At 71.7% G+C, this 25544-nt stretch carries 22 protein-coding genes; 6 read left to right on the top strand and 16 right to left on the bottom strand.

What is annotated here, in order from left to right; genetic code table 11:
- Nucleotides 1-40: 40 nt before the first annotated feature.
- Nucleotides 41-1075 (bottom strand): LacI family DNA-binding transcriptional regulator, encoded by a 1035-nt coding sequence (locus tag R3F55_05820; GenBank protein ID MEZ5666938.1) that lies wholly within the window; start codon nucleotides 1073-1075, stop codon nucleotides 41-43.
- 175 nt (nucleotides 1076-1250) lie between these two features.
- On the opposite strand from R3F55_05820, the gene R3F55_05825 reads away from it, so the two are divergent.
- Nucleotides 1251-2894, top strand: a complete 1644-nt coding sequence (locus tag R3F55_05825) for a HEAT repeat domain-containing protein (protein ID MEZ5666939.1) — start codon at nucleotides 1251-1253, stop codon at nucleotides 2892-2894.
- 40 nt (nucleotides 2895-2934) lie between these two features.
- Here R3F55_05825 and R3F55_05830 read toward each other — a convergent pair whose 3' ends face one another.
- Genes R3F55_05830 through R3F55_05845 form a run of 4 tightly spaced genes read right to left on the bottom strand, consistent with a single transcriptional unit; the run spans nucleotide 2935 to nucleotide 6068 of the window.
- Nucleotides 2935-3462, bottom strand: coding sequence for a hypothetical protein (locus tag R3F55_05830; protein ID MEZ5666940.1), 528 nt, complete (start codon nucleotides 3460-3462; stop codon nucleotides 2935-2937).
- The gene (locus tag R3F55_05835; protein MEZ5666941.1) at nucleotides 3459-4829 is read right to left on the bottom strand and encodes a glycosyltransferase family 4 protein; all 1371 of its coding nucleotides are present in this window, start codon (nucleotides 4827-4829) and stop codon (nucleotides 3459-3461) included. The genes R3F55_05830 and R3F55_05835 overlap by 4 nt, the downstream gene beginning before the upstream one ends.
- A complete protein-coding gene (locus tag R3F55_05840; GenBank protein ID MEZ5666942.1) occupies nucleotides 4826-5224 on the bottom strand; it encodes a 6-carboxytetrahydropterin synthase in 399 nt (132 codons plus the stop codon). Before R3F55_05840 ends, R3F55_05835 begins: the two co-directional genes overlap by 4 nt.
- 49 nt (nucleotides 5225-5273) lie before the next feature.
- Nucleotides 5274-6068, bottom strand: a complete 795-nt coding sequence (locus tag R3F55_05845) for a zinc-binding alcohol dehydrogenase (protein MEZ5666943.1) — start codon at nucleotides 6066-6068, stop codon at nucleotides 5274-5276.
- Nucleotides 6069-6401: 333 nt separating this feature from the next.
- On the opposite strand from R3F55_05845, the gene mdoH reads away from it, so the two are divergent.
- The 4 genes from mdoH (at nucleotide 6402) to R3F55_05865 (ending at nucleotide 11186) form a co-directional block, all read left to right on the top strand.
- On the top strand, nucleotides 6402-8228 hold the full coding sequence (mdoH, locus tag R3F55_05850; GenBank protein ID MEZ5666944.1) for a glucans biosynthesis glucosyltransferase MdoH: 1827 nt from the start codon (nucleotides 6402-6404) through the stop codon (nucleotides 8226-8228).
- A 100-nt stretch (nucleotides 8229-8328) separates the two neighbouring features.
- Nucleotides 8329-9687: a tetratricopeptide repeat protein gene (locus R3F55_05855; protein ID MEZ5666945.1), complete on the top strand. Its 1359-nt coding sequence runs from the start codon at nucleotides 8329-8331 to the stop codon at nucleotides 9685-9687.
- An 8-nt stretch (nucleotides 9688-9695) separates the two neighbouring features.
- Nucleotides 9696-10388, top strand: coding sequence for an RraA family protein (locus tag R3F55_05860; protein MEZ5666946.1), 693 nt, complete (start codon nucleotides 9696-9698; stop codon nucleotides 10386-10388).
- A gap of 36 nt (nucleotides 10389-10424) precedes the next feature.
- A complete protein-coding gene (locus R3F55_05865) occupies nucleotides 10425-11186 on the top strand; it encodes a phytanoyl-CoA dioxygenase family protein (protein ID MEZ5666947.1) in 762 nt (253 codons plus the stop codon).
- Nucleotides 11187-11631: 445 nt separating this feature from the next.
- Here the strand turns inward: R3F55_05865 and R3F55_05870 are convergent, their stop codons facing one another.
- From R3F55_05870 to R3F55_05905, 8 genes are all read right to left on the bottom strand, one after another.
- The gene (locus R3F55_05870) at nucleotides 11632-12420 is read right to left on the bottom strand and encodes an SDR family NAD(P)-dependent oxidoreductase (GenBank protein MEZ5666948.1); all 789 of its coding nucleotides are present in this window, start codon (nucleotides 12418-12420) and stop codon (nucleotides 11632-11634) included.
- A 6-nt stretch (nucleotides 12421-12426) separates the two neighbouring features.
- Nucleotides 12427-14421: a hypothetical protein gene (locus R3F55_05875; protein MEZ5666949.1), complete on the bottom strand. Its 1995-nt coding sequence runs from the start codon at nucleotides 14419-14421 to the stop codon at nucleotides 12427-12429.
- A 29-nt stretch (nucleotides 14422-14450) separates the two neighbouring features.
- Complete coding sequence (ugpC, locus tag R3F55_05880) at nucleotides 14451-15557, bottom strand: sn-glycerol-3-phosphate ABC transporter ATP-binding protein UgpC (protein ID MEZ5666950.1); 1107 nt, start codon at nucleotides 15555-15557, stop codon at nucleotides 14451-14453.
- A gap of 1 nt (nucleotide 15558) precedes the next feature.
- Nucleotides 15559-16383, bottom strand: coding sequence for a carbohydrate ABC transporter permease (locus tag R3F55_05885; GenBank protein ID MEZ5666951.1), 825 nt, complete (start codon nucleotides 16381-16383; stop codon nucleotides 15559-15561).
- Nucleotides 16380-17321 (bottom strand): sugar ABC transporter permease, encoded by a 942-nt coding sequence (locus tag R3F55_05890; GenBank protein MEZ5666952.1) that lies wholly within the window; start codon nucleotides 17319-17321, stop codon nucleotides 16380-16382. The genes R3F55_05885 and R3F55_05890 overlap by 4 nt, the downstream gene beginning before the upstream one ends.
- Nucleotides 17322-17388: 67 nt before the next feature.
- A complete protein-coding gene (locus tag R3F55_05895) occupies nucleotides 17389-18837 on the bottom strand; it encodes an extracellular solute-binding protein (GenBank protein MEZ5666953.1) in 1449 nt (482 codons plus the stop codon).
- A gap of 98 nt (nucleotides 18838-18935) precedes the next feature.
- On the bottom strand, nucleotides 18936-19985 hold the full coding sequence (locus R3F55_05900) for an NAD(P)-dependent oxidoreductase (protein MEZ5666954.1): 1050 nt from the start codon (nucleotides 19983-19985) through the stop codon (nucleotides 18936-18938).
- A 48-nt stretch (nucleotides 19986-20033) separates the two neighbouring features.
- Nucleotides 20034-20816, bottom strand: a complete 783-nt coding sequence (locus R3F55_05905; protein ID MEZ5666955.1) for an aldolase/citrate lyase family protein — start codon at nucleotides 20814-20816, stop codon at nucleotides 20034-20036.
- A 200-nt stretch (nucleotides 20817-21016) separates the two neighbouring features.
- On the opposite strand from R3F55_05905, the gene R3F55_05910 reads away from it, so the two are divergent.
- Nucleotides 21017-21865, top strand: a complete 849-nt coding sequence (locus R3F55_05910; GenBank protein ID MEZ5666956.1) for a phytanoyl-CoA dioxygenase family protein — start codon at nucleotides 21017-21019, stop codon at nucleotides 21863-21865.
- A gap of 11 nt (nucleotides 21866-21876) precedes the next feature.
- Here the strand turns inward: R3F55_05910 and R3F55_05915 are convergent, their stop codons facing one another.
- Genes R3F55_05915 through R3F55_05925 form a run of 3 tightly spaced genes read right to left on the bottom strand, consistent with a single transcriptional unit; the run spans nucleotide 21877 to nucleotide 25539 of the window.
- Entirely contained in the window at nucleotides 21877-22911 is a 1035-nt protein-coding gene (locus tag R3F55_05915) for a Gfo/Idh/MocA family oxidoreductase (GenBank protein MEZ5666957.1), read from the bottom strand.
- A 25-nt stretch (nucleotides 22912-22936) separates the two neighbouring features.
- Nucleotides 22937-23989 (bottom strand): ABC transporter permease, encoded by a 1053-nt coding sequence (locus R3F55_05920; protein ID MEZ5666958.1) that lies wholly within the window; start codon nucleotides 23987-23989, stop codon nucleotides 22937-22939.
- A complete protein-coding gene (locus R3F55_05925) occupies nucleotides 23986-25539 on the bottom strand; it encodes a sugar ABC transporter ATP-binding protein (protein ID MEZ5666959.1) in 1554 nt (517 codons plus the stop codon). Before R3F55_05925 ends, R3F55_05920 begins: the two co-directional genes overlap by 4 nt.
- Between the last annotated feature and the right edge of the window lie 5 nt (nucleotides 25540-25544).

A 25544-nucleotide genomic window follows, 5' to 3' on the forward strand; every position in this document is an offset into this window, starting at 1 on the left:
TCATTTTCGGCCGCGGTGGGACGGGTCGCCTTGACGCAGGTCAGCGCCGCCTGCGCCGGGCCGGCGGCGCGCAGCTGTCGCGCACGATCAGCTCCGGCTCCAGCAGCTCGCGCCGCGGCGCGGTCGGCCCCTCGCCGCGCAGCAGCGGCATCAGCCGCTCGACCGCGCGGCGGCCGATTGCTTCCAGCGGCTGCGAGACGGTGGTCAGGCGCGGATAGAAGGCGTTGGCCCACTCGAAATCGTCGATCGTCACCACCGACAGGTCGTCCGGCACCCTGAGGCCGGCCTCGGCGATGGCGCGCAGCGCGCCGATCGCCATCAGGTTGTTGGCGACGAAGATCGCGGTCGGGCGCTTCGGCAGCGCCAGCAGCGCCTGGCACTTGCGGTAGGCATCCGGGCTGTGGAAGTCCGCCTTGCGGAACAGCTCGGGGTCGCGCTCGGCGTCGCTGCCGTTCAGCGCGGCCTCGAATCCGGCCGACCGTTCCAGCGACGGCGACAGATGGTCGGGCCCCAGCACGGCGCCGATCCGGCGGTGGCCCAGGCTCAGCAGGTGCCGCACCGCCAGTTCGGCCGCCAGCCGGTTGTCGGTGGTCACGCATTCCAGGTCCAGCCCGGGGATGTCGCGGTCGACCAGCACGGTCGGCACGCCGATATGCTCGCGCCAGTCCTGGGTATAGGTCTCGTGCGGGCCGGTGATCGACAGGATCAGGCCGTCGACGTCCTGCGCGCGGGCATGGCCGAGGTAGCGCCGCTCCTTGACCTCGTCCTCGCCGGAATTGTTCAGCAGCAGCGCATAGCCGCGCTGGTCGGCCTCGCGCTCGACGATCCGGCCGATCGTGCCGAAGAACGGGTTGGCGATGTCGGGCACGATCAGCGACAGCATCATGGTCTTGCCCTGACGCAGGCTGCGGGCGGACCGCTGCGGCGCATAGCCCAGCTCCGCCACCGCGCGGCGCACGCGGGCCTCGCGCGCCGGGCTGACCCGGGCGCTCTGGTTCAGCACGGCCGAAACCGTCGCGATCGACACGCCGGCCGCCTCGGCCACGTCGCGGATGGTGGCGATCTGTCGCTTCAACTTGTCCTCGAATGCCGTTGCGGTGGTCGGACGCGTTCATACACGCAGCCGCCGGCGGTGCGAACACTTGCATGATCGCGCCGCTCGTGTAATCTCCGCCGAAACGTTTCGAAGTGCCGCGACCGTCCCGCGCCGAGGGGAACGCAGCACGTCTCGGATCTCGGGAGGCCCAGCCATGGAAGTCCGCGAACGCCCGCCGGAATGGCGTTACCAGCGTCAGTTCCTCTACGAGGAGGGCGTGGTCACGCAGGCGCGCCGGCCGGACCTGCTGCGGCCGGTCACGCCGAAGCTGCTCGACGATGACCAGGTGCGCCAGTTCCTCGCCAACGGCTACCTGCTGCTGCAGCCGGAGCTGCCGGCGGAGTTCCACCAGGACCTGTACCGCCGCTTCGACCGGATCATCGGTTCGGACAACGACGACAACCCCGGCAACAACCTGCTGCCGCTGGTGCCCGAGCTGCAGCTGGTGTTCGACGACCCGGTGGTGAAGGGCGCGCTGACCAGCGTGCTGGGCGACGGCTACCTGATGCATCCGCACCGGGTGCTGCACGACAACCCGCCGGGCAGCGACGCCCAGGTCTGGCACCACGACAGCTACTGGGGCTACAAGCGCAAGGTGCACAACCATCACCCGTGGTGGGTGATGATCATGTACTACCCGCAGGCGATCTTCGAGCAGATCGGGCCGACCGGCGTCATCCCCGGCAGCCAGTGCATCGCCCAGCGGCTGGAGGACATCGAGCAGCTCGGCCGCTGCGCCGAGGGCCCGGCCGGCACCTGCATGATGATCCACTACGACATCTGGCACCGGAAGATGAAGAACTTCACCGACCTGAAGCGGTTCATGGTGAAGTTCGAGTTCATCCGCATGCAGCGCCCGTCCGGCGTGACCTGGGACAGCGCGGAGGACGAGTGGCGGGATCCGGCCCGCCTGCCCGACTATGCGATGCGCCCGGTCTGGCGCGCCCACTGGCACTGGCTCGGCGGGCGAACGCTGGCGCCGGCGACCGGCGGCGCGGGCACGCTCGACGCGGCCCTGGCCGGGCTCGACGCCGACAACAACCACGACCGCGCCCAGGCGGTCGCCGCGGTGGCGGCGCTGGGCAGCGCGGCGGCGCCGGCGACGGACCGGCTGGTCGGGCTGCTCGGCGACGACAGCGAGGTGGTCGGCCTCGACGCCGCCTATACCCTGGCGGCGCTGGGCGAGGCGGCGGTCGGGCCGCTGGTCGCCGCCCTGCGCGGCGACGACGGCGTCAACGTCGACGACGCCCGCTGCTTCATCGACGAGGGCCAGAAGAGCGAGCTGGAGATGGTGGCGCGCAACGCGGCGCACGGGCTTGCCGCCATCGGCCGGCCGGCGCAGGCGGCCCTGCTCGACTGCGCCGCCGACGGCGGGCCGCGGGTACGCAAATACGCCTGCTTCGCCCTGGGCGAGTTGGACAGCGACGACGACGCGGTGATCGACGCGCTGGTCGCCGGCTGCGCCGATGCGGAACCCGCCGTGCGGCTGAACGCGGTCGAGGCGCTAGGCCTGAAGCAGGGCACCGACCGCGCCGCGCTGGCCTTGGCCGCGGCGCTGTCCGACGACGACGACGAGGTGCGGTTCAACGCGGCGCTGGCGCTGGCGCGGCTCGGCCCGGCGGGCGACCCGGCGGTGCCGGCGCTGAAGCAGGCGCTGACCGACGGCAACCGCTACACCATGGGCTACGCCGTCGAGGCGCTGGACCGGATCGGCACGCCGGCCGCGCTGGCCGTGCTGCTGCCGTTCCTCAGGCTCTCCCGCTGGTGTCCGCTGACGACGCGGGAGAACCTGTTCTGACCGGAATTCGCCGCCGCAGGCCGCGGCGGCGGATGTCTCCTTAGGGGAGGAGCGCGAACAGGTCGACATGGCCGATCTCGGCCATGTCGGCCTTTCGTCGCGCAGACAGCCAGTCCGCCAGATCGTCTGCGGCCACCGCGCCGGTCTCGCCGACCGCGGCGGCGATGCCCTCGGCCAGCGCGCGCATCAGCGCGCGGTCGCGCCGCCCGGACAGCACCCACGGGCTCGGCGCGATCACGGTCTCGTAGCCGACCCGTCGCAGCTTGTCGGCCAGCGCCTGCGCCGCCCGCGGCCCCAGCGCCGGGCCGAAGTCCTTCTCGCCCTGCTGGTGCGCGTTGAACGCCGCCTGCACCGCCGCGTCGGCGGCATGCGGCGGCCGCCAGCGCTCCACACCGGCATAGACCAGCGTCATCAGCACCGCGCAGCCCCGCGCCGCCACCGCCGCGGCCAGCCGGCTCAGCCAGGCATCCGAGACCAGGTCGATCAGCGCCGAGCCGTTGATCAGGTCGACCCGGGCCGGCAACAGCGCATCCAGGTCCCCGCGCAGGTCGGCGCGGCGCAGCGTCACCCGCAGCTGACGCTCTCCCCTGGCCAGCCGCAGCGCCTCGCCGTCGGCGTCCGCCCGGTCGGCCCAGGCCGACAGGCGCCGCGGCGCCGCCGCCAGCAGCGCCGGGTCGTGGTCGAGCAGTAGCCAGTCCTGGCGCTGCGGCAGCAGGTCGGCCAGCGCGCGTACCGACGAGCCGGTGCCGGCGCCGAGGTCGCAGACCGCGATGCGCTCTCGTTTGGCGAACGTGTCGCGCACCATGCCGGCGAGGCCGACGTTGCGGGCGCGCATGTCGGCGGGTTCGCGCAGCGCCAGCCAGTCGGCGCTGAACCGGTCGCCCGACCCCGCTCCAGCACGGCGCGGACGATGCCGGCGGTGTCCGGCCAGCGCGGCAGGCGGGCGCCGGCCCGACGTGCCGCCGCGGCCAGCCGCTCCGCCAGCGCCGGGTCGGCCAGCAGGGCGGCGACCGCATCGCGCAGTGCTGAGGCGTCGCCGGGCGCCACCAGGATGCCGGCATCGGCCGGCACCAGGTCGGGCACCGCGCCGCCGGCGGCCGCCACCACCGGCAGGCCGGCGGCCAGTGCCTCGGCGAAGACCATGCCGTAACCCTCGTAGTGCGAGGCCAGCACGAACAGGTCGGCCTGGGCGTAGTGCCGGTGCAGCGCGTCGTCGTCGACCGCGCCGGTCAGCGCGATGCGCCCGGCGAGCCCGGCCGCCGCGATCTGGCTGCGCAGGCGAGCCGCACAGGCGGGGTCGCGGTCCAGGCTGCCGACGAAGCGGGCGGTCCAAGGCATCTGCGCAAGCCCTGCCAGCGCCTCGACCAGCACCGCGTGGCCCTTGCGCGGGGTGACGGTGCCGGTGGCAAGGATCACCGGCGGGCGGTTGCCGCGCGGCGCCGGCGCCAATGCCATCGTGCCCGGCGGCGCCACCGTGATGTCCGCCGCGGTCACGCCCAGCCGCGCGGTCAGGGTGGCGGCGACGTGGGCGCTGGGCACCAGCACGGCGCTGGCATGGGTCAGCGCCCGCGCCTCCGCCTCGAGCAGGCGTTCGGCGACGGCCGGGCCGAGCCCGGTCTCCAGGCCCAGCGGGTGGTGCAGCAGCACCACCAGCGGCGCCTTGGCCGCCGTCAGCACCGCGTCCGGCAGCGCACCGAACGCCAGCCCGTCGACCAGGGCGGCGCGGTCGGCCGGCAGGCCGGCCAGGATCGCCGCCGTCCGCGCCAGGCTTTCCGCCGACGGGAACGGGAAGTCGCCGGGCAGCATCACCGGCTCCAGCGCCAGCCCGGCCGCCGGCCCGTGCGCGATCAGCGCCCGGGCATAGGCATAGCCGCCGGTCGGGCTGTCGAGATCGCCGGGAATCAGGAACGGGTGCGGGCCGCGCGCGGCGGTCAAAGCCCGCCTTCGTAGCTCGCCTTCGCCACGTGGCTTTCGTGCAGGGTCACCCGCAGGCCGGCCAGCGCATCGCCGCCGTCGCCCAGCCGGCCGGCGCGGGCGGCCTCGGCGACCTTGTCGAAGATGTGCTTGCACAGGAACTCGGTGGTGGTCAGCACGCCCTCCAGCCCGGGCACGGTATCGAGGTTGGCATAGCCCAGCGGCTGCAGCGTCTCCTTCAGCACCTCGTGGGCGCGACCGATGTCGACCACAACGTTGTACTGGTTCAGCCGCGCGGCCTGGAACTCCACGTCGACCACGAAGGTGGCGCCGTGCAGATTCTGCGCCGGCCCGAAGAAGGGCTGCGGCAGCGAATGGGCGATCATGATGTGGTCGCGCACCGAAACGGTGAACATGGACGGCTCCCCCTCCGACTCCGTGAAAAGCGTGCCTTGATACGCCGAATCAGCCGTAGCGGACCACCGTGGCGAGTCCCGGCGCGCGCGCGTCCAGGATCGCCGGCAGCGCGGCGGGCAGATCGGCGAAGGCGACCTCGCCGGTGATCAGCGTGTCGAAGCGCGGGTCGCACAGCAGGCCGAGCGCCGTTTCCAGGCGCCGCCGCCGGCTCCAGCGCGCCCGTCGCGCCGGCGGCACGTGGCCGACCTGGCTGGACCGGATGGTCAGCCGCTGGCTGTGGAACGCCCCGCCCAGCGGCACGGCCGGCGCATCGGCGCCGTACCAGCTGGCTTCGACCACCGTCGCCTCGAAGCCGGCGAGCGCAAGCGCGGTGGCCAGCCCGGCGGCGGTGGCGCTGGCGTGGATCACCACGTCGCAGTCGCGCGGGGCGGCATCCGGCAGCGCGAAGGCCGCGCCGAGCGCCGCGGCGGGCGCCGCCCGGCCGGCGTCGATGTCGACCACGGTCAGTGCCACCGCCGGGATCGCGGCGGCGATGGCGGCGACCAGCAGACCCAGGATGCCGCCGCCGACCACCGCGACGCGGTCGCCGGGGCCGATGCCGGCGTCCCACACCGTGTTCAGTGCGGTCTCGGTGTTGGCGGCCAGCACGGCGCGGCGCGGCGGCAGGCCGTCGGGCAGCGGCACCGCCGCCTCGGCCGGCAGCCTGTTCACGGTCTGGTGCGGGCTGAGTGAGAACACGGTCTGGCCGACCCGCTGCGCCGGGCCGGCAGTGACCACGCCGACGGTGGCGTAGCCATAGGCGACGGGAAAGGGGAAGTCGCCCACCTGGAAGGGTGCGCGCATGCGTCCATGCTCGGATTCCGGCACCGCGCCGGCGAACACCAGCCGCTCGGTGCCGCGGCTGACCGCGCCATACAGAGATTTAACGTCGACGGTGGTGGCATCCGCCGGCCCTAGGCCTACCTGACCGATCGCGGCCCGGCCGGGACCGGTGTAGATCAGCGCGTCGGCGCGCGGCCCGCGACCGCGCGCTAATGTGACTTGCGGTGATCTTGCTGCACTGCGAGATTTCGGGCGCGGATCGTTGTGCGCTGCCACAATTCGCTCTTGATGTGAGGCCAAACTGCAGGAAGCACCTTAGGGGGCCGCTCGCGTCCCCTTCAACGAGATCGTTGCATGGCTGTTGATCCGCGCCCTTCGCTGACCCTTGTCGAGCCCGCCACCCCCGCGCCCGCCGGCCTGCCGCCGGCGGCCCGCCGCGCGATCGTGCTGGCGCTGAACCTCGCCACCATCGCCCTGCTCGGCTGGGGCGTCGCCGACGTGCTCGGCGGCGACGGCTGGTCGGTGGCGGACGTGGTGATCTTCGCCGGCTTCCTGGTGGCGGCGCCCTGGACCACGCTCGGCTTCTGGAATGCGGCGATCGGGCTGGCGCTGCTGCACGGGCCGTGGGCGCGGCCGGAGCGCACGGTCTATCCCTACTGGGCGGCGACCGAGCGGTCGGCGCCGCTGACCGCGCGCACCGCGCTGGCGATGGTGGTGCGCAACGAGGACCCGGCGCCGTCGTTCCGCGCGCTGGCCGCCATGCGCGACGCGCTGGCCGCCGAAGGGGTGCTGCCGGCCTTTCGCTTCTACGTGCTGAGCGACAGCTCGAAGGCCGAGATCGCGGCCGCCGAGGAGGCGCTGTTCGCCGATTTCGCCGGCACCTTCCCGGCCGACAACCGGCCGGTCTATCGCCGCCGCGAGGTCAATACCGGCTACAAGGCCGGCAACGTCGCCGACTTCCTCGCCCGCTGGGGCGACGAGAACGACTTCTTCGTCACGCTGGACGCCGACAGCCTGATCGCGGCCGACACGCTGGTGCGGATGGTGCGCGCGATGCAGGCCGACCCGAAGCTGGGCCTGCTGCAGACGCTGGTGGTCGGCGCGCCGGCCGACAGCGCCTTCGCCCGAATCTTCCAGTTCGGCATGCGTCACGGCATGCGCTCGTTCACCATGGGCAGCGCCTGGTGGACCGGCGACTGCGGCCCCTATTGGGGTCACAACGCCATCGCGCGCACCGCCGCCTTCCGCGACCATTGCCAGCTGCCGGTGCTGCCGGGCGGGCCGCCGCTGGGCGGCCACATCCTCAGCCACGACCAGCTCGAGGCGGCGTTCCTGCGCCGCGCCGGCTGGGCGGTGCGGGTGCTGCCGATCGAGACCGCCAGCTACGAGCAGAACCCGCCCAGCGTCGCCGAGTTCGCCTATCGCGACATGCGCTGGTGCCAGGGCAACATGCAGTACTGGCGCTTCCTGGTCGCGCCCGGCCTGCGGCCGGTCAGCCGGTTCCAGATCGCCCAGGCGCTGCTGATGTACGTCGCCGCGCCGGCATGGATGGCGATGACGCTGGCGACCACGGTGAAGGCGATGATGCAGGATTTCCGCATCGAGGACCTCGACCTCGGCATCGCGCTGTTCATCGCCGTGTTCGCGATGAGCCTGGCGCCGAAGCTGGCCGGTTTCGCCGACGTGGCGCTGACCAAGGGCGGTCTCGCCCGCTATGGCGGCGGCCTGCGCTTCGGCGTCTCGGCCCTGCTGGAGGTGCTGTTCTCGATGCTGCTGGCGCCGGCGATGGCGCTGAACATCACCATCTTCATGATCGGGCTGCTGTTCGGCCGGTCGATCAGCTGGTCCGGCCAGAACCGCGCGGTGCGCAGCCTGTCCTGGGTCGCCGCCTGGCGCGGGCTGTGGCCGCAGACCCTGCTCGGCGCCGTGCTGATCGGCGTGCTGTCGTGGACCGCGCCGCTGGCGGTCGCCTGGGGCGCGCCGATCCTGTTCGGCCTGCTGCTGGCGGTGCCGCTGGGCGTGGCGACGGCGCGGCCGCGCCTCGGCCGCTGGCTCGGCCGGCATGGCCTGTTCGCCGGGCCGGAGGATTTCGCCCCGCCGCCGATCCTGCCGCAGGCGGGCCTCGCCCCGCTGCCGCTGGCGCGCCCGCGCGTCGACGAGCTGCCGCGCGCCGCCGAATAGCCGGCTGCGACACGCGGCGGCTTCCCCGACCCGGCACGGCCGACTAGGCTGTCCTCCAACGACGCGGCGGCCGGCGATCGCCGGCGCGAGGAGGGACGCCATGCAGCGCGACGAACGCGGCCACCCGATGACCACCGACAGCGCCGAGGCGGCGCGGGCGCTGGACTTGGCCATTCACAACTTCCTGCACTGGCGCGCGGCGATCATGCCCAACATCCAGGCCGCGCTGGCCGCCGACCCGGGCTTCGGCTTCGGCCACGTCGTGCTGGGGCTGGTGCTGCATGGCGCGCGCAACGCCCACTATCGCGGCAAGATCGGCCAGGCGGTCGCGGCGGCGCAGGCGGCGGCGGCGCGGATGACCGCGCGCGAGCGGCTGTATCTGGCGGCGCTGGAGGCCGTGCACCGCGGCGCGCTGGCCGACAGCGTGGCCTGCTACGAGCTGATCCTGGAGCAGCATCCGCACGACCTGTTCGCCCAGCGGCTGGCGCAGATGGAGCTGTTCTGGATCGGCGAGATGGCGTGGTCGGCCGCGATCTCCGCCGCCGTCCACCCGCACTGGACGCCGGACGTGCCGAGCTACGGCATCCACCTGTCCTGCCGCGCCTTCGACCTGGAGGAGACCCATCACTTCGCCGCGGCCGAATCGCTGGCCCGCCGCGCGGTCGGGATCGACCCCACCGACGTCTGGGGCACCCACGCCGTCGCCCACGTGCTGATCATGGAGGGGCGCTATGCGGAGGGCGTGGACTGGCTGGACGGCCTGAAGGACAACTGGGCCGAGGCCAACCAGATGCAGTTGCATCTATGGTGGCACCGCTGCCTGTTCCACCTGGAACTGAGGGACTATGACGCGGTGCTCGGCATCTACGACCGCTGGGTGCGCAACCGCGACCTGCCGCTGCTGCAGGCGGTGCCCGACCTCTATATCGACCTGCAGAACGGCGCCTCGATGCTGCTGCGGCTGGAGCTGCGCGGCGTCGACGTCGGCGACCGCTGGGCGGAGCTGGCGGAGCTGACGCTCAACCGCATCGGCGACCACACCAGCCCGTTCACCAGCGCCCATTTCGCCGCGATCCTGGCGGCGACAGGCCACGACGGCCAGGCGGCGACGCTGGTCGACGCCATGCAGCGCTTCGCCCATGACGACGACGGCACGCTGGCGCCGCGCTATGCCATCGCCGGCATTCCGGCGGCGAAGGCGGCGATCGCGCACCGCGCCGGCGACCATGGCCGGGTGATCGAGCTGCTGCTGCCGGCGCGGCGGATGCTGTGGCTGATGGGCGGCAGCCATGCCCAGCGCGACCTGTTCTTCCTGCTGCTGGCCGATTCGGCGATGAAGGCGCGGCGCGACGATGTGCTCGGCATCGTGCTGCGCGACATCGCGGCGGCCGGCTTCGCCGACCCGGCCGGGCGCGTCGGCTACAGTGCGGTCGCCGCGCGGCTGGCGGCGGCGGAGTGAGCCGGGCGATGGCCGCGCTTCCCGCCGACGACGCCGAGCGGCTGGCCCTGGTCCGCCGCGCCCTGTTTTCCTCGGTGATCGGCGACGTGCTCGACAAAATGGGGCTGTTGCACCAGTTCCTGCCGCCGCAGATCCGGCCGCTGGCGCCGGAGATGGCGGTGGTCGGCCGGGCGATGCCGGTGATCGAGGCCGATTTCTTCGCCGATGCCGAGCAGGGCGCCGGCCCGCTCGGCGGCCGGCCGTTCGGGCTGATGCTGCAGGCGCTCGACGACCTCAAGCCCGGCGAGGTCTACCTCGCCTCCGGCACCCGCAGCGCCTATGCGATGTGGGGCGAGCTGATGGCGACGCGGGCGCAGGCGCTGGGCGCGGCCGGCGTGGTGGTCGACGGCTATTCGCGCGACACCCGCGGCATTCTCGCGCTCGGCTTCCCGACCTTCTCGCACGGCTCCTACGGCCAGGACCAGGGCGCCCGCGGCAAGGTGGTCGACTTCCGCGTCGGGGTGGAGATCGGCGGCGTGCGCATCGCCCCCGGCGACCTGATCGTCGGCGATCTCGACGGCGTCGTCGCGGTGCCGCGGGCGGCCGAGGACGAGGCGCTGGCCCGCGCGCTGGAGAAAGTGGCGGGCGAGAACCGTGTCGCCGAGGCGATCCGCGCCGGCATGAGCACGGTCGAGGCGTTCGAGACGTTCGGGGTGATGTAGTTCGGCGGACGCAATCAGGCGGGGGAGGGCCGGAGGATGCTGAGCGAGGCACAGGTCGCGCGCTATCACGAGGACGGCTTCGTCGTCCCGGACTACCGGGTGGCGGACGACACACTGGCCGACATCAAGGACCGCCACGACCGCCTGATCGCGCGCCATCCCGAGTTCACCGACTACTGCCCGGCCGTTTTGGCCCACGACCTGGGCTTCCTCAACGTCGCCCGCGACCCGGCCATCGTCGCCATGGTCGGCCAGGTGCTGGGGCCTGACTTCGCGCTGTGGAACTCCAGCTTCTTCGCCAAGCCGGCCCATGTCGGCCGCAAGACGCCGTGGCACCAGGACGGCGAATACTGGCCGATCCGGCCGCTGGCGACCTGCACGGTATGGATCGCGGTCGACGCCTCGACCACCGAGAACGGCTGCCTGCGGGTGCTGCCCGGCTCGCACCGGCCGCGCAAGCTGTTCCACCACCAGCGCAACGACGACCCCACGCTGTCGCTGAACCAGCAGCTGGTCGACGCCGAGGCGCCGGAGGAACGCGCGGTCGACATCGTGCTGGCGCCCGGCCAGATGTCGCTGCACGACGTCTACCTGGCCCACGGCTCGGAGGCCAACCGCTCCGGCCGGCCGCGCCGCGGCATGACACTGCGCTTCATGCCGACCACCTCGGTGTTCGACCGCGCGCTCGCCAGCGAGATGGCGCGCGCCAACGGCCTGCGCGACCACGCCGACCGCACGCTGTTCCTGATGAGCGGCACCGACCGCAGCGGCGGGAACGACTTCCGCATGCGCCTGTAACGGCCCGGCCGGGCGCTGCGGCGGCGGGATCGGCGGGGTTGCGTCCTTCGAGACGGCGTCCTGCGGACGCCTCCTCAGGATGAGGCGGGGTGGGTGTGTGCCGCCGGCGCCGGCGCCGGCGCCGATCGGGGCGTCGCGTCCGATGGATGCCGCGCGGTTCTGCGGCGGGCGGGGCTTCGCGTCCGATGTCCGCCGTGCATGCCCGCAGCGCGCGGCGATGCCACCCACCGCCGCGCCTCCTCAGGATGAGGCGGGGTGGGTGTGTGCCGCCGGCGCCGATTGGGGCGTCGCGTTCGATGGATGCCGCGCGGTTCTGCGGCGGGCGGGGCTTCGCGTCCGACGTGCATGCCCGCAGCGCGCGGCGATGCCACCCACCGCCGCACCTCATCCTGAGGAGCCGCCCATCGGGCGGCGTCTCGAAGGACGCATCCTGTTGCCGCGCGGGTCAGAAGGTGGCGGAGACGCCGCCGTCGACCAGCAGGACCTGGCCGGTGACGTAGGCGCTGTCGTCGCTGCACAGGAAGAAGGCCGGGCCGGCGATGTCTTCGGGCAGGCCGGGGCGGCCGAGCGGCAGCTTCTTGTGCTGCAGGTAGACCGTGGTGAACGCCTCGGTGCGGTGCTCGTGGCTGCCGTCGGGCGCCATCGCCATGCGGGTGTCGACGAAACCGGGTGCGATCGCGTTGACGGTGATGGCGCGGTCGGCAAGCTCGACCGCCAGGCAGCGGGTCATGTTGACGATGCCGGCCTTGGCGACGGCATAGGGCAGCGACGCCGGCGCGCCGAACAGGCCGAGGATCGAGGCGATGTTGAGGATGCGGCCGCCGCCGCCGCGCGCCAGCAGGTCGGTGGCGGCGAGCACGCAGCTGAGCGCGCCGGTCAGGTTGACGTCCAGCACCCGGCGGAAATCGTCCTCGTTCAGGTCCAGGTAGGCGGTGATGTCGAGAATGGCGGCGTTGTTGACCAGGATGTCGAGCCGGCCATGGGCGGCGTCGATCTCGGCCACCAGCCGGTCGGCGGCGGCGCGGTCGGTGATGTCGAGCGGGCGGGCGACCGCGGGCGCGCCGGCCCGCGCCGCCGCCGTCTGCACCTCGGCCGCGTCGACGTCGGTGTACCAGACCGCCGCGCCCTCGGCGGCGAGCCGGTCGGCGATGGCCTGGCCGATGCCGCGGGCGGCGCCGGTGACCAGCGCCACCCGCCCGGTCAGCCGGCGGGCCGGCAACGCGGGCAAGGCCATCGCGGGTCAGGCCGCCAGCCGCACCCGGGCGCAGGCGAACGGCCGCAGCGCCAGCACGGCGCCGCCGGCCGGCGCGGCCAGGCCTTCGAAGCCGTCCGGCCGGATGCATAGCGCGGCGAATGTGGTCTCGTCGATCAGCGCGACGCTCTGCGGCGTGCCGCAGGCGGCGAGATCGACCGACAGCGCCTCGCCGGTCAGGTTGGCCAGCCACAGGTCGGTGGCGCCATCGCCGCGCAACGCGGCGAAGCCCTGCAGCCGGCCCGGCGCGGCGGTGACGGCCGGCATGGCCCGGCCGGCGGCGGCGCCGATGCCGGCGAGGGCGTGGAACACCGGATAGACCTGCGCGCCATTGGCGGCGTCGTCGTACCACGGGGTCGGCCACGGCTGGCGGGTGTGGATCGCGCCGAACGGGCCGGTCGGCGCATCGAGGCACAGCGCGTCGACGCCGTGGGCGAGCGCACGGGCGGCATAGCCGATCGCCCAGGCCGCCGCGGCCAGCCCGCGCTGGCGCGGGTCGTTGCGCGCCATCGCCACCCGGCCGCCGGCGGGGTTGTCGGCGGTCTTGGCGCCATAGGGGTTGGTGCGCATGCCGATCGCGGTCGGGCCGATGCGATAGGGCAGGCCGCCGGCCAGCACCTGCGCCGACATCATGATCGACGGCAGCGCCTGCAGCGATTCCATCACCGACAGGTCGTCGCCGGCATGGACGATCGGGCAGGTCGAATGGGTGATGAAGGCGAACGGCGCGGTCGGCGGGCGCTTGCGGTTCAGCTCGGTGAAATAGACCAGCATGCCGCCGCCCTGCGGCACGCCGGGGAAGGCGGCGGCGATCGCCGCCGCGATCTCGGCATGGGTCGGGCAGGGCGGGAACACGCTGCCGGGCAGGGTCGACTTCAGGTCGCAGGCGGCGTTGGCGACCACCAGGTCGGGCCTGGCGCCGCCCTGCTCGACCAGCCCGCGCAGGCGGGCCACATCGGCCTGCATCACGCCGACGTCGGCGGTCGGCTTGCCGTCCGGGCCGGCGCAGGGCAGCACGCACTCCAGCACCAGCTTCGCCCCCAGGGCGTCGGCGAGGGCGCGGTAGTCGCGCAGCAGCCCGGCTTCCGGGTCGTCGCGCAGGTCGACATGGCAGACCAGGTGTTCCGCCCCGATGGCGCGGGCAAGCGCGGCGTGGGCCAGCGCTTCCGCAACGCTGTCGGGCGAGACGGCGAGGCCCAGCTTCGGCATCGGCCGCGCTGCGGCGCGGTCCAGAGTCACAGCGACCGGTCCGCCGCCGCCGCCGGCGCCGCCGCCGGCCGGCGCCTGGATCTCGACCGTGACCGACTGCTCCAGCGCGGTGCCCTTGCTCAGCTCGTAAGGCCAGGGCAGCGCCAGCGGCCGGATGTAGGTCTTGTACGAGGCGTCGGACCAGTTGCGCTGGTCCTCCATCTCGTAGACGTCGCCGGTCATCGTGCAGCCGACCTTCAGCCCCGGCGCCGGCTCGTGCGCGATGCTGCGGATGTCCATGAACGGCTGCATCGGGTCGATCAGCTCGGGAAAGCGCGACTCTTCGACCCGGCCGTCGGTGTGGGTCACCCGGCACGGCGCGCCGGCCACGCCCTCGACCGCGTGCAGCACGACGAAGCCGGTGCGGTTGGTGACGAAGGGGGTCAGCGTGCTGCCGCGCACACTGAACACGATGCGGTCGGACCGGCCCTCGATCACCGCGCGATAGGCCAGCCGCTGCTCGGCATCGGCGCACAGCGCGTCGAAGGCGATGCGGAAGCCGCCGCCGTTCTCCTCGACGGTCAGGTTGTCCAGCTTGGGCGCGTAGGTGCCCCAGTTGCGGTCGCGGACGATGAACTGCACCGCGCGCATGATCTCGACGTCGCCGACCTTGAGATAGCGCAGGTTGCCGCCGTCGAAGCTGGCCGAGACCGGGCCGGCGCGCACCGTCCGCGGCGCCGGTACCGGCTCGTCGGTGCCGTAGTAGACGACGTCCAGCGATGGGGCCTGGGGCATTGTTGCGTCCTTTCGCTTCGTCGCGGCGTTCAGCCGACCACCCGGCCGCTGTCCGGGTCGATCAGGATGGCGCGCGCCATGTCGAGCCACACCGTCACCCGCTCGCCCGCGCGCTGCACGTCGTGGGCGGCGAGCTCGGCGGTCACCTCGGTCTCGCCCAGCTTGAAGGTCGCGTAGAGCCGGCTGCCGGTCGGCTGGACCAGGTCGATCTCCACCTCCACCGGCTGCTGGCCGGGCCGCGCGGCGGCGCCGTCGTGCAGGCGGCCGATGTGCTCCGGCCGGATGCCGAGGGTCAGCGCCCTGCCGTGATGGGAGGCAAGTGCGGCCGGGTCGGCGCCGTGCACCGCCAGCGCCGGGCCATCGCTCCAGCGCACTGCCGCGGCGGCGCCGTCGACGGCCAAGCGCACCGGCACGAAATTCATCTGCGGCGAGCCGAGGAAGGCGGCGACGAACTGGCTGACCGGGCGTTCGAACAGGTCGAGCGGCGCGCCGTGCTGCTCGATCACCCCGCCGTTCAGCAGCACGATGCGGTCGGCCAGCGTCATCGCCTCGATCTGGTCGTGGGTGACGTAGATCATGGTCTTGCCGATCTCGCCGTGCAGCCGCTTGATCTCCACCCGCATCTCGTCGCGCAACTGGGCGTCCAGGTTCGACAGCGGCTCGTCGAACAGGAACACGTCGGCGTCGCGCACGATGGCGCGGCCGATGGCGACGCGCTGGCGCTGGCCGCCGGACAGCTGGCGCGGCTTGCGCTGCAGCAGCTCGCCGATGTTCAGCAGGTCCGCCGCCTCGCGCACCCGGCGCTGCACCTCGGCGTCGCGCACCTTGCGGGCCCGGAGTCCGAAGGCGATGTTCTCGAACACGTCGAGATAGGGGTAGAGCGCGTAGTTCTGGAACACCATCGCGATGTTGCGGTCGCGCGGGCGCAGGTCGTTGACCAGCCGGCCGCCGATATGCACCGCGCCCTGGTCGATGTCCTCCAGCCCGGCGATCATCCGCAACAGGGTGGACTTGCCGCAGCCGGACGGGCCGACCAGCACGGCGAACGCGCCGTTGGCGATGTCCAGGTCGACGCCGCGCACGGCGTGGACCTTGTCGTAGTATTTGTGGACGCCGGCCAGTCTTACGTCTGCCATCTCAGCCCTTCACCGCCCCCATCGATATCCCGCGCACCAGGAAGCGCTGCAGCAGCGCGACCGCGATGAAGATCGGCACGGTGCCGAGCACGCTCATCGCCGCGATCTTGGCCCAGAAGTTGGACTGGCCGCCGAAATAGTGGGTCACCTGCACCGGGAAGGTGGTGATCTCGCTGCGGCTCAGCACCAGCGCGAAGATGAACTCGTTCCAGGCGAAGACGAAGGTGAAGACGGCGGTGGCGAACAGCCCGCCGCGCACCATCGGCCAGACCACGCGCACGAACACCTGCCAGCGGGTGCAGCCGTCGACCAGCGCGGATTCCTCCAGCTCCAGCGGGATGTCCTGGATGTAGCCGCGCATCATCCAGACCACGTAGGGCAGGTTGAACGCGGTATAGAGCAGGATCAGCCCGCCATAGCTGTCGACCATGTCGAACTCGACGAACAGCAGGAAGATCGGGAACACGATCACGATCGGCGGGATCATGCGGTTCGACAGCAGCCAGTCGGAGAAGAAGTTGCCGCCGGTGCGGAAGCGGGCGATCGAATAGGCGCACATCGTGCCCAGCACCATGGCGGCGACGGTGGAGATCGTGGCGATCACCAGGCTGTTCCACACCGTCACCGCGTCGCCGTCCTTGAACAGCACCGCGTAGTTGGCGAACTGGATCGATTCCGGCCACCACACCGGCGGGAAGGCGAAGATCTCGTCCGGCGTCTTGAACGAGATGATCGCCAGCCAGTAGACCGGGAACAGGAAGAACAGGGTGACCAGCACCGCCACGCCGAAGCGCAGCGCCAGGCCGGAACCGCGGCCGGCCCTCATCGGTCGATCTCCATCCGGCGCAGGACGATGGTGACCGTGGTCGCCAGCAGCAGGATCACCACCAGCGCCATCGCCGAGGTGTAGCTGGTCTCGAACTGCTGGAAACCCTGGACATAGGCGTAGATCGAGAAGGTCTCGGTCCGCGTGCCGGGCCCGCCCTTGGTCAGCGCCCAGACCACGTCGAACAGGCGGAACAGGTCCAGCCCGCGGATCAGCACGGCGATCGCCATCACCGGCCAGATCGCCGGCAGCACCACCTTGGTGAACTTGCGCCAGAAGCTGGCGCCGTCGATCTCCGCCGCCTCAAGCTGGCTCTGGTCGACGTTGGACAGCGCGGCCAGCAGCAGCAGGAACATGAACGGCGTCCACTGCCAGATCTCGGCGATCAGGATGGCGGGATAGACCAGTTCCGGCTGGACCAGCCACAACAGCGTGGTCTCCTCGCCGGTGATCCAGCCGATCACCTGGTTGATCGGCCCGTAGCGGTTGTCGAACATCAGCCGCCAGGTGGCGCCGGCGATGATCGGCGAGACCACGACGGGCAGCACCAGCAGCGCGACGAAGACGCGCTTGCCCGGCAGCCGGTCGAGGAACAGATAGGCCAGCGCCAGGCCGAGGATCAGCTCGGTCGGCAGCGCGACGCCGACGAAGATCATGGTGTGCGCCAGCGATTCCCAGAACCGCGCGTCGCCCAGCAGATAGCCGTAGTGCACCAGCCCGTGGAAGGAGGAATCGTCCTCCATCATGGTGCGGTTCTGCAGGCTGATGATCAGGGTGTAGATCACCGGGAACAGCCCGATGAACAGGATCACCGTCACCGCCGGGAAGATCATCAGGTATTTGAAGTTGCGGTCGACCCACAGGCCGAAGCGGTCGCCGCCGGCAGCGGCGCCCTCGCTCGCAGCCCGGCCGCCGCGCCGCGCGCCGTTACCGCTCATCGGGGGTCGTCTTCAAGGCAGGCGGCCGGCCGCCGGGCAGGCGGCCGGCCTTTTCCGATAGCGCGGCTCAGCCGGGATAGGCAGCCGCATTCGAGGCCCAGGAGGCGTAGGCCGCCTTCTGCGCGTCGACGCCGATCCGGTCGGTGATCTCGTCCCAGGCGGCGGCGATGTCGTCCAGAATCCCCTGCGGGTCCTCGCCGGCCCAAAGCCGCGAGATGCCCTGGCGCAGCGCCTCCTCGTAGCGATCGGTCTGGATGATCGACAGGTCGAGCAGGCCGTTGATCGCGCCCTCGTTCAGCGCGGCCAGATACTGCGATGCCTCGCCCCAGCGGCTCTTGTACTCCTCCGAGGTGAAGTGGCTGTCGCGGAACGGATCGCGCAGCGCATAGGGCAGCTGCACCCGCTGCAGGCTGATCTCCTCGGAGTTCAGCCACTGGATGAACAGATAGGCCGCCTCCTTCTGCCGCGACGAGGCCGAGACCGACAGCGCGAAGCCAGCGGCGAGCTGCGGGTGGCCGCCCGGCGGTACCGCATAGCCGACCTTGCCGGCGATGGTCGACTGCGGCACCCACGACAGCGCCTCCTGGTCGGTGCCGTAGCCGGCGGCCCAGCGGCCATAGGGCGGCCAGGAGATGGTCATCGCCGTGTCGCCCTGCAGGAAGGCGGCCAGGTTCTCGACGAAGCCCCAGGTCTGCACGCCGGCCGGCATCCACTCGTTCTCGGCCAGCCAGTCGGTGAACACCTTCAGCCCGGCGGCCGAGTTGACCGTCGCCTTCATGGTGTCGGCGTCGAAGAACCTGCCGCCCTCGTTGCGGAAGCGCTCCTGGAACATGAACTGGGCATAGGGCGCATCGCGGAAAAAGGCCGCGCCATAGGGCGCGTTGCCGGTGTGCGCCGAGATGAACGAGCCGACGTCGTCGAACTCCTTCCAGGTGGTCGGCGGCACCGGCAGGTCGTAGCCGTGCTGCGCCTTGAACGCGGCCTGGATCGCCGGGTCGCCGAGCACGTCGGTCCGGTAGTACATCAGGAACACGTCGCCGTCGTCCGGGAAGCCGTAGATGGTGCCGTCGACCATCATCTGGTTGTCGCGGTAGACCGGCGCGATCGTCTGCAGCTCGTCGCGGAAGCCGTACTGGTCGACATAGGCGTCCAGCGGTTCCAGCGCGCCGGCGCGCACCAGGTCGGGCATCCAGGCCGGGATCACGTTCAGCGCGTCATAGGCGCCGGTGCCGGCGCGGTGTTCCTGCAGGATCTTGGTGAACATCTCGGCGGTCGGCACTTCGATCACGTTAACCTTGATGCCGGTCGCCTCTTCCCACTTCGGCCCGGAGAAGTTCAGCGGGTCGAGCGACTGCAACCCGGCCTCCCACACGATGCTGATCTCGCTGCCGGCATATTGCTTGGCGGCGTCGACCGCGGTCTGCGCGGCCTGGGCGCGGGCCTGCCGCGCCCGGCCCAGCACCGTCGAGCCGGCGGCGACAGCCGACGCCGATATCAGGAAGTCTCGTCTGCGCATTGTCCTCTCCTCCCATTGCGACGGCCGTTGCACCGGCTCGTCTTTCCGTAGGCACCGTCCGTTCAGGCCGCTGCCTGCACTGTCTCGCCGCGGCGGCGTCAGCCGCCGAAGCGCTGGCGGTAGCCGGCAAGCTTGGCCTGCCAGCCGGCCCGCTCGGTCACCCCGCTGTTAACGATACCACGCGGCACCTCGCCGCGCATCACGGCCAGCGCGGCGGCCACGTCGGCGGCGCCGATCCCGGCGAAGCACTGGTCGGTCCAGCACAGCGAATGCGGGCTGACGATGACGTTGTCGAAGTCCATCAGCGGCTCGCCGGCCGGCGTCGGCTCGGCCTCGAACACGTCCAGCCCGGCGCCGGCGATGGCGCGGCGGCGCAGCACGTCGGTCAGCGCGGCCTGGTCGACCACCGGCCCGCGCGCCGTGTTGATCAGGTAGGCGGTCGGCTTCATCAGGGCCAGCCGCTCGGCATTGACGATGCCGCGGGTCTGGTCGTTCAGCGGACAGCTGACCGACAGGAAATCGGACTCGCGGAACAGGTCCTCCAGCGACACCAGGCGGATGCCCAGCTCCTTGGCCAGGTTCGGGTCGGCGAACGGGTCGTGGGCGATGAAGCCCATGCCGAACGGGGCGGCCAGCCGGAACACCTCGGCGCCGATGTTGCCGATGCCGAGCTGGCCCAGCGTCTTGCCGATCAGGCCGGTGCCCATGTGCTCCGACCGCTGCGCCCAGCCGTCGGGGCCCTGCCGCGCCAACCGGTCCTTGACCAGCATCTTCTGGCTCAGCGCCAGCACGTAGGTGACGATGGACACCGCCACCGGGCGGCGCACGCCGTCGGGGGTGATGCACAGCGCGATGTCGGCGTCGGTGCACGGGCCGACCTGGACGGAGTCGTAGCCGACGCCGAAGCGGGCGACCAGCGCCAGCCGGCCGCCGCTGGGCACGCTCTCCGCGGTGAATTTCGGCACCAGCAGGATCAGCGCGTCATAGTCCTCCAGCGCGGCTGCCGGCATCACCCCGTCGACCGGCGCGACAAAGCCGATCTCGACCTGCGGGTTGCCGGTCAGCGGCGTCAGGTCGAAGTCGGGATAGGCGGGCGAGCCGTCGGCGCGCTTGAAGTCGGCACTGAGGGCGACGCGGAACTTGGTCATCGGCAGCTCTGCTCCAGGAAAGGTCGCGGGGTCGCGGGCCGCCCGGCCCTAGTTGCCGGCACAGGCGGCGCGGATGCCGTCGACCCCCGCCTTCAGGCCGGCCTGGTAGACCCAGACGTCGCCCGAATAGCAGATGAAGTCGAACCCCTTGGCGTTGTAGTCGGCGGCGGTCGCCACGTCGGGCACCAGCCGGCCGCAGGCCTTGCCGTGCGCCTTGCAGGCGGCGGTGACGCGGTCGATCGCGGCCAGGAACTTCGGGCTGTCGAACTGGCCGGGAATGCCCAGCGAGCAGGACAGGTCGAAATGGCCGACCCACAGGCAGTCGACCCCGTCGGTGGCGGCGATGGCGTCGGCATTCTCGACCCCGGCCGCGGTCTCGATCTGGGCGAACAGCGTGGTGCGCCGGTTGGCGGCGGCCAGCTTGTCCATCACCGGCCCGCCCGAATAGGCGTCGTGGGCGATGCCCAGCGCCACGCCGCGCTGGCCGTCGGGCACGTATTTCAGGCAGTCGAGGATCGCCCGCGCCTCGGCCGCATCGTTGACCATCGGCAGCATGATGCCCTCGGCGCCCATGTCGGCCGCCCGCGCGATGTGGTGGTACGACTTCGACGGCACCCGCACGATCGCCGGCACCTGCGCCGCCTCGAAATAGCGCAGCGCCGCCTTGATGGTCTCGTGGTGGAAGCCGCTGTGCTCGGTGTCGAACAGCACGAACTCGCAGCCGCAGTTCTTCAGCATGTGGCCGATGCCGGGCGTGGCGAACTCGACGATGAAATGCCCGACCTTCAGGTCACGCGTCGCGGCCTGCGCCTTGAGCGTCCGTGCCGTCATATTTCCTCCCCCTGCCGCTCGCGGTTGGTGCGGCGCCCGGCGGCGCCTGCGATGCGGGTCCGGTCATGCTGGTCCGTGGCATCGGGCCTGTCAATCGTCGCAGCGACTTCGCAATTGCGCCGAAATACCGCGTCGTAGACACTGGTCCGGCCGTGCCGCCGCGTCCTTCGGCGGCCGGGCGGAACGGGTGGAGGACCGGCATGGCGACAGCGGCACGGACGGACCCGACAACCGGCGGCGCGGACGCAACCGGGCCGCTGCGCGCCGGCGAGGTCGCCCGCTACCGTATGGCCGGCTATGTGACCCCGCGGCTGCGCCTGCCGGCGGACGCGCTGGCCCGCCTCGCCGCCGCCGTCGACGCGCTGATCGAGGCCAACCCGCAGGTGCGGCCGGAGGACCTGGCCGTGCCGCACGTGCCCGGCGGTGCCGGCGGCAGGCTCAACACGCCGGCCGCGCTGCGGGCGGAGTTCCTCGCCATCGGCCGCCATCCGCTGCTGCTCGAGGCGGTGGCGCAGCTGATCGGGCCGGACATCATCCTGTGGTCCAGCCATGCCTTCTGCAAGCCGGCCGCCACCGGCGCCACCGTGCCCTGGCACCAGGACGGCCAGTACTGGCCGATCCGGCCGATGGCCACCTGCACCGCCTGGATCGCCATCGATCGCTCGGACCGCGGCAACGGCTGCCTGCGGGTGATTCCCGGCTCGCACCGCGACGGCCTGCTGTCGCACCGGCGCGACGGCGACAAGGCGCTGGCGCTGGACAGCGTGCTGGACCTGTCCAGCCTCGACGCCGAGACGGCCGAGGACGTGGTGCTGGAGCCGGGCGCGGTCTCGTTCCACGACGTGCACCTGGTGCACGGCTCGGAGCCGAACCGGTCGGACCGGCCGCGGCGGGCGATGGTGTTCCGCTACATGCCGGCGACGTCGCATTACGACCGCGACACGCCCGACTACGTGATGGGCAACGGCGTCGTCATGCACTGGGCCAGCCGCCCGATCTGGCTGGTGCGCGGGCGGAACCGGCATCCGGGCAATTCCGTCGAGGCCTGACCGCACGGCGATCAGCGGAACGCCGGCACGACGGCCCGGCCGGTCGCGGCGGACTCGTAGGCGGCCTCGCAGGCGGCAAAGGTCTTCAGGTTGTCGCGGCCCGAGGTGTCGGCGTCGCGGCCGGCCAGCAGGCAGGCTGCGAAGTGGCGCTGGGTGTTCAGCACGCTTTCCTGCGGGCCGTGCCACGGCGTCGTCGCCCAGGGCAGCACCGCCGGGCAGACGTTGCGGCGCTCGGTGCCGGCGGCGTCGACGATCTTCATCTCGTAGCCGGCGGTCAGCCGGATGCTGCCGGCGGTGCCGTCCAGCTCGACCAGAGTCTGCGGGAACGGGTCGGGGTCCTGCCGGCTGGCATAGCTGACGTCGACGAAGCCGGCGGCGCCGTTGGCATGGCGGGTGAGGATGGCGAAGCTGTCCTCGCCCTTGATGCCGGGATGCACGGAGTTCGACACGCAGCTCAGCAGGTCGATCTCGCCCAGCAGCACGCGGGCGACGTCGAGCACGTGCACGCCGAGGTCGAGGATGGCGAAGCGCTCCTCCTCGGCCAGATAGGGCTGGCCCTTGTAGACGTCGTAGGCGTTGCGCCACGAGATGCGGCCGAAGAAGATCTCGCCGATCCGGCCGCCGCGCACGACCTCCTGCACCGCCAACAGCGGGGTCTGGAAGCGGAAATTCTCGTGCACCATCAGCGGCACGCCGGCGGCCGCGCAGGCGTCGACCATGGCGACGCAGTCGTCCAGCGCCGGCGCGAACGGTTTCTGGCAGATCGCCGCCACGCCGTGGCGGGCGGCCAGCTCGACCAGCGGACGGTGGGTCGGCATGGTGGTGACGATGTCGACGAAATCCAGCCGCTCGCCGGCCAGCATCGCCGCGGCGTCGTCATAGGCGGCCGGCACGCCGAAGTCGCGCGCCGCGGCGTCGGCCTTGGCCCGGTCGCGGTCGCACACCGCGGCCAGCGCGACCTCGCCGATTGCCTTCCAGGCGTTCAGGTGGTTGCGCGCGAAGAAGCCGCACCCGATCAGCCCGCCGCGCAGGACCTGCTTCGCCATGCTGCGCCCCCCTTCCCGTGTTTCGTCAGGCCGCCCGCTCGCCCGGATCGTCGATGCGGATCTTGCGCCGGTTCAGCCGCGCGGCGGTGCGCGTGCGCATGGCGTCGACCAGCACCGCGAGGAAGATGATGCCGGCGGTGATCAGCGGATAGGCGTAGGGGTCGGAGTTGGCCATCACCAGGCCGGATTCGACGGTCTGGATCAGCAGCGCGCCGAAGGCGGTGCCGATCACGGTGCCGCGCCCGCCGAACAGGCTGGTCCCGCCCAGCACCGCGGCCGCGATCACCGGGAACTCCTTCTGGAAGCCGAAGGTCGACGATGCCGCCGCCACCTGGGTCAGCGAGACCAGCCCGCCGATCGCCGCGCACACGCCGGACAGCGCGTAGACGCTGAACAGGATCGCCTGCACCTTCAGGCCGGCCTTCGCCGCCGCCGCCGGGTCCTGGCCGACCGCATAGACCTGGCGGCCGAACGGGGTCGAGCGCAGCACGACGAACGCGATCGCGAACACCACCAGGAACACCCAGATCGACGAGCGCAGGCCCAGCCAGTCGGTCTGGCCGAGGGTCAGCACGTCGTCGTTGGCGAACACCATCGCGGTGTCGGTCATGAACAGGGCCGCGCCGCGGCCGATGAACAGGGTGGCCAGGGTGGTGATGAACGGCGCGACCCGCACCACCACGATGAAGAACCCGTTCAGGCAGCCGAAGGCCAAGCCGACCAGCAGCCCGATCGGGAACGACAGGATCAGCGGCAGGTCGCCGAGGTAGAGGGTGACGATGGCGACCACCACATACATGATCGCGCCGACCGACAGGTCGATGCCGGCGGTCAGCAGCACGAAGGTCATGCCGATCGCGATGATGGCGATGTGCGCCGCCTGGATGACGACGTTGTTCAACGTCTGCAGGCTGAGGAAACGGTCGGCGGCGAGGCTGAAGATCAGCACCACGATCGCGAACAGGATCACCGGCGACAGCTGCAGCAGCAGAAGCTGCATCCGCACCGGGTCCTGCGTCGCCGCCGCCAGCCGCGCGAGCGGACCGTCGGCCCCTTGCGGTGCGGCGCGGCCGGTCATTGCACGGCGTCCAGGCCGCCCCACAGGGCGGATTCCATGATCTTCTCGCTGCTGAACGCGGCGCGGTCGTGCACCGCGGCAATTTCGCCGCGGTTCATCACCATGATCCGGTCGCACATGCCGATCAGCTCTTCCATCTCCGACGAGATGAACAGCACGCCGGCGCCGTCGGCGACCATCTGGTTCATGATCTTGTAGACCTCGTACTTCGCGCCGACGTCGATGCCGCGCGTCGGCTCGTCGAGGATGAAGATCGCCGGCGCGCGCATCAGCCACTTGGCCAGCACCACCTTCTGCTGGTTGCCGCCGCTGAGGTTCTTCACCAGCATGCGCACATAGTCGCGCGTGTTGATCTTGACCCGGTCGGCCGAGCGGGTGACCTCGGCGGTCAGCTGCGGCCGGCGCAGCCAGCCGGCGAAGCGGCCGGCATAGTCGCCGAGCGAGGGCAGGGCGATGTTGTCGCTGATGCTGGCCTCCATCATCAGCCCTTCGGCCCGGCGGTCCTCGGTCAGGAAGGCGATGCCGCGCTGCATCGCCTCGATCGGCCCGGCCGCGGCATAGTCCTTGCCCTCGACCCGGATCGTGCCGTGCGCATGCGGGTCGAGGCCGAACAGGATTCGCGCCAGTTCCGACCGGCCGGAGCCCATCAGGCCGGAGATGCCCAGGATCTCGCCCTTGTGCAGGGTGAAGCCGATGTCGTGCACCACGTCGGGCTGGCTCACGCCCGCGACCTCGAGCAGCGGCTCGGCGGTCAGGCACGGCGCGCGCGGCGGAAACAGCTGGCCGATCTCGCGCCCGACCATCATCGAGATGATCGCGTCGATCGACAGGTCGGCGGCCCGGCCGCTGCCGACGACGGCGCCGTCGCGCAGCACCACGATGCTCTCGCACAGCGCCTTCACGTCGCCGAGGATGTGGCTGATGTAGATCATCGCGATGCCCTGCGCCTTCAGCCGGGCGATGATGTCGAACAGCCGCGCGCTTTCCTTCTTGGTCAGCGACGTGGTCGGCTCGTCGAAGATGATCACCCTGGCGCCGGCGGCCAGCGCCTTGGCGATCTCGACCAGCTGGCGCTCGCCCTGGCTCAGCCGGGAAACCGGCGTCGCCGGCGCGACGTCGAGGTCGACCATCTCCAGCACCGCGCGGGTGCGCGCGGCGATCTCGCTGCGGCGGATGAACGGCAGGAAGCGGCCGACCAGCGGGAAGTCGCCGACGAAGATGTTTTCCTGGATGCTCAGATTCTCGAACAGATTGAGCTCCTGGTGGATGAAGGCGACGCCGGAGGCGAGCGCGTCGCGCGGGCTGCGCGGCGCATAGGGCGCGCCGTTCAGCACGATGCGGCCGCTGTCGCGGGCGTGGATGCCGCCCAGGATGTTCATGGTGGTCGACTTGCCGGACCCGTTCTCGCCGACCAGGCCGAGCACCTCGCCGGGCGCCAGGCTCAGGCCGACGTCGAACAGCACCCGGACGCCGAAGAAGCTCTTGTTCAGCCCCTCGATGGTCAGCACCGGGGCGGCGGGCGCGGCCTGGCTTGCGGCGGTTCCGGTCACGACGG

It is taken from the genome of Alphaproteobacteria bacterium (assembly GCA_041396705.1).
Classification (GTDB): Bacteria; Pseudomonadota; Alphaproteobacteria; order CALKHQ01; family CALKHQ01; genus CALKHQ01.

What these genes read in the sequence shown, in the direction of transcription:
- R3F55_05920 (MEZ5666958.1), bottom strand. Translation starts at nt 23,989, where the DNA reads ATGACCGGCCGCGCCGCACCGCAAGGGGCCGACGGTCCGCTCGCGCGG.
- R3F55_05870 (MEZ5666948.1), bottom strand. Translation starts at nt 12,420, where the DNA reads ATGGCCTTGCCCGCGTTGCCGGCCCGCCGGCTGACCGGGCGGGTGGCG.
- R3F55_05845 (MEZ5666943.1), bottom strand. Translation starts at nt 6,068, where the DNA reads ATGCGCGCACCCTTCCAGGTGGGCGACTTCCCCTTTCCCGTCGCCTAT.
- R3F55_05875 (MEZ5666949.1), bottom strand. Translation starts at nt 14,421, where the DNA reads ATGCCCCAGGCCCCATCGCTGGACGTCGTCTACTACGGCACCGACGAG.
- R3F55_05905 (MEZ5666955.1), bottom strand. Translation starts at nt 20,816, where the DNA reads ATGACGGCACGGACGCTCAAGGCGCAGGCCGCGACGCGTGACCTGAAG.
- R3F55_05890 (MEZ5666952.1), bottom strand. Translation starts at nt 17,321, where the DNA reads ATGAGCGGTAACGGCGCGCGGCGCGGCGGCCGGGCTGCGAGCGAGGGC.
- R3F55_05915 (MEZ5666957.1), bottom strand. Translation starts at nt 22,911, where the DNA reads ATGGCGAAGCAGGTCCTGCGCGGCGGGCTGATCGGGTGCGGCTTCTTC.
- R3F55_05860 (MEZ5666946.1), top strand. Translation starts at nt 9,696, where the DNA reads ATGGCCGCGCTTCCCGCCGACGACGCCGAGCGGCTGGCCCTGGTCCGC.
- R3F55_05855 (MEZ5666945.1), top strand. Translation starts at nt 8,329, where the DNA reads ATGCAGCGCGACGAACGCGGCCACCCGATGACCACCGACAGCGCCGAG.
- mdoH (MEZ5666944.1), top strand. Translation starts at nt 6,402, where the DNA reads ATGGCTGTTGATCCGCGCCCTTCGCTGACCCTTGTCGAGCCCGCCACC.
- R3F55_05885 (MEZ5666951.1), bottom strand. Translation starts at nt 16,383, where the DNA reads ATGAGGGCCGGCCGCGGTTCCGGCCTGGCGCTGCGCTTCGGCGTGGCG.
- R3F55_05840 (MEZ5666942.1), bottom strand. Translation starts at nt 5,224, where the DNA reads ATGTTCACCGTTTCGGTGCGCGACCACATCATGATCGCCCATTCGCTG.
- R3F55_05865 (MEZ5666947.1), top strand. Translation starts at nt 10,425, where the DNA reads ATGCTGAGCGAGGCACAGGTCGCGCGCTATCACGAGGACGGCTTCGTC.
- ugpC (MEZ5666950.1), bottom strand. Translation starts at nt 15,557, where the DNA reads ATGGCAGACGTAAGACTGGCCGGCGTCCACAAATACTACGACAAGGTC.
- R3F55_05825 (MEZ5666939.1), top strand. Translation starts at nt 1,251, where the DNA reads ATGGAAGTCCGCGAACGCCCGCCGGAATGGCGTTACCAGCGTCAGTTC.
- R3F55_05895 (MEZ5666953.1), bottom strand. Translation starts at nt 18,837, where the DNA reads ATGCGCAGACGAGACTTCCTGATATCGGCGTCGGCTGTCGCCGCCGGC.
- R3F55_05900 (MEZ5666954.1), bottom strand. Translation starts at nt 19,985, where the DNA reads ATGACCAAGTTCCGCGTCGCCCTCAGTGCCGACTTCAAGCGCGCCGAC.
- R3F55_05910 (MEZ5666956.1), top strand. Translation starts at nt 21,017, where the DNA reads ATGGCGACAGCGGCACGGACGGACCCGACAACCGGCGGCGCGGACGCA.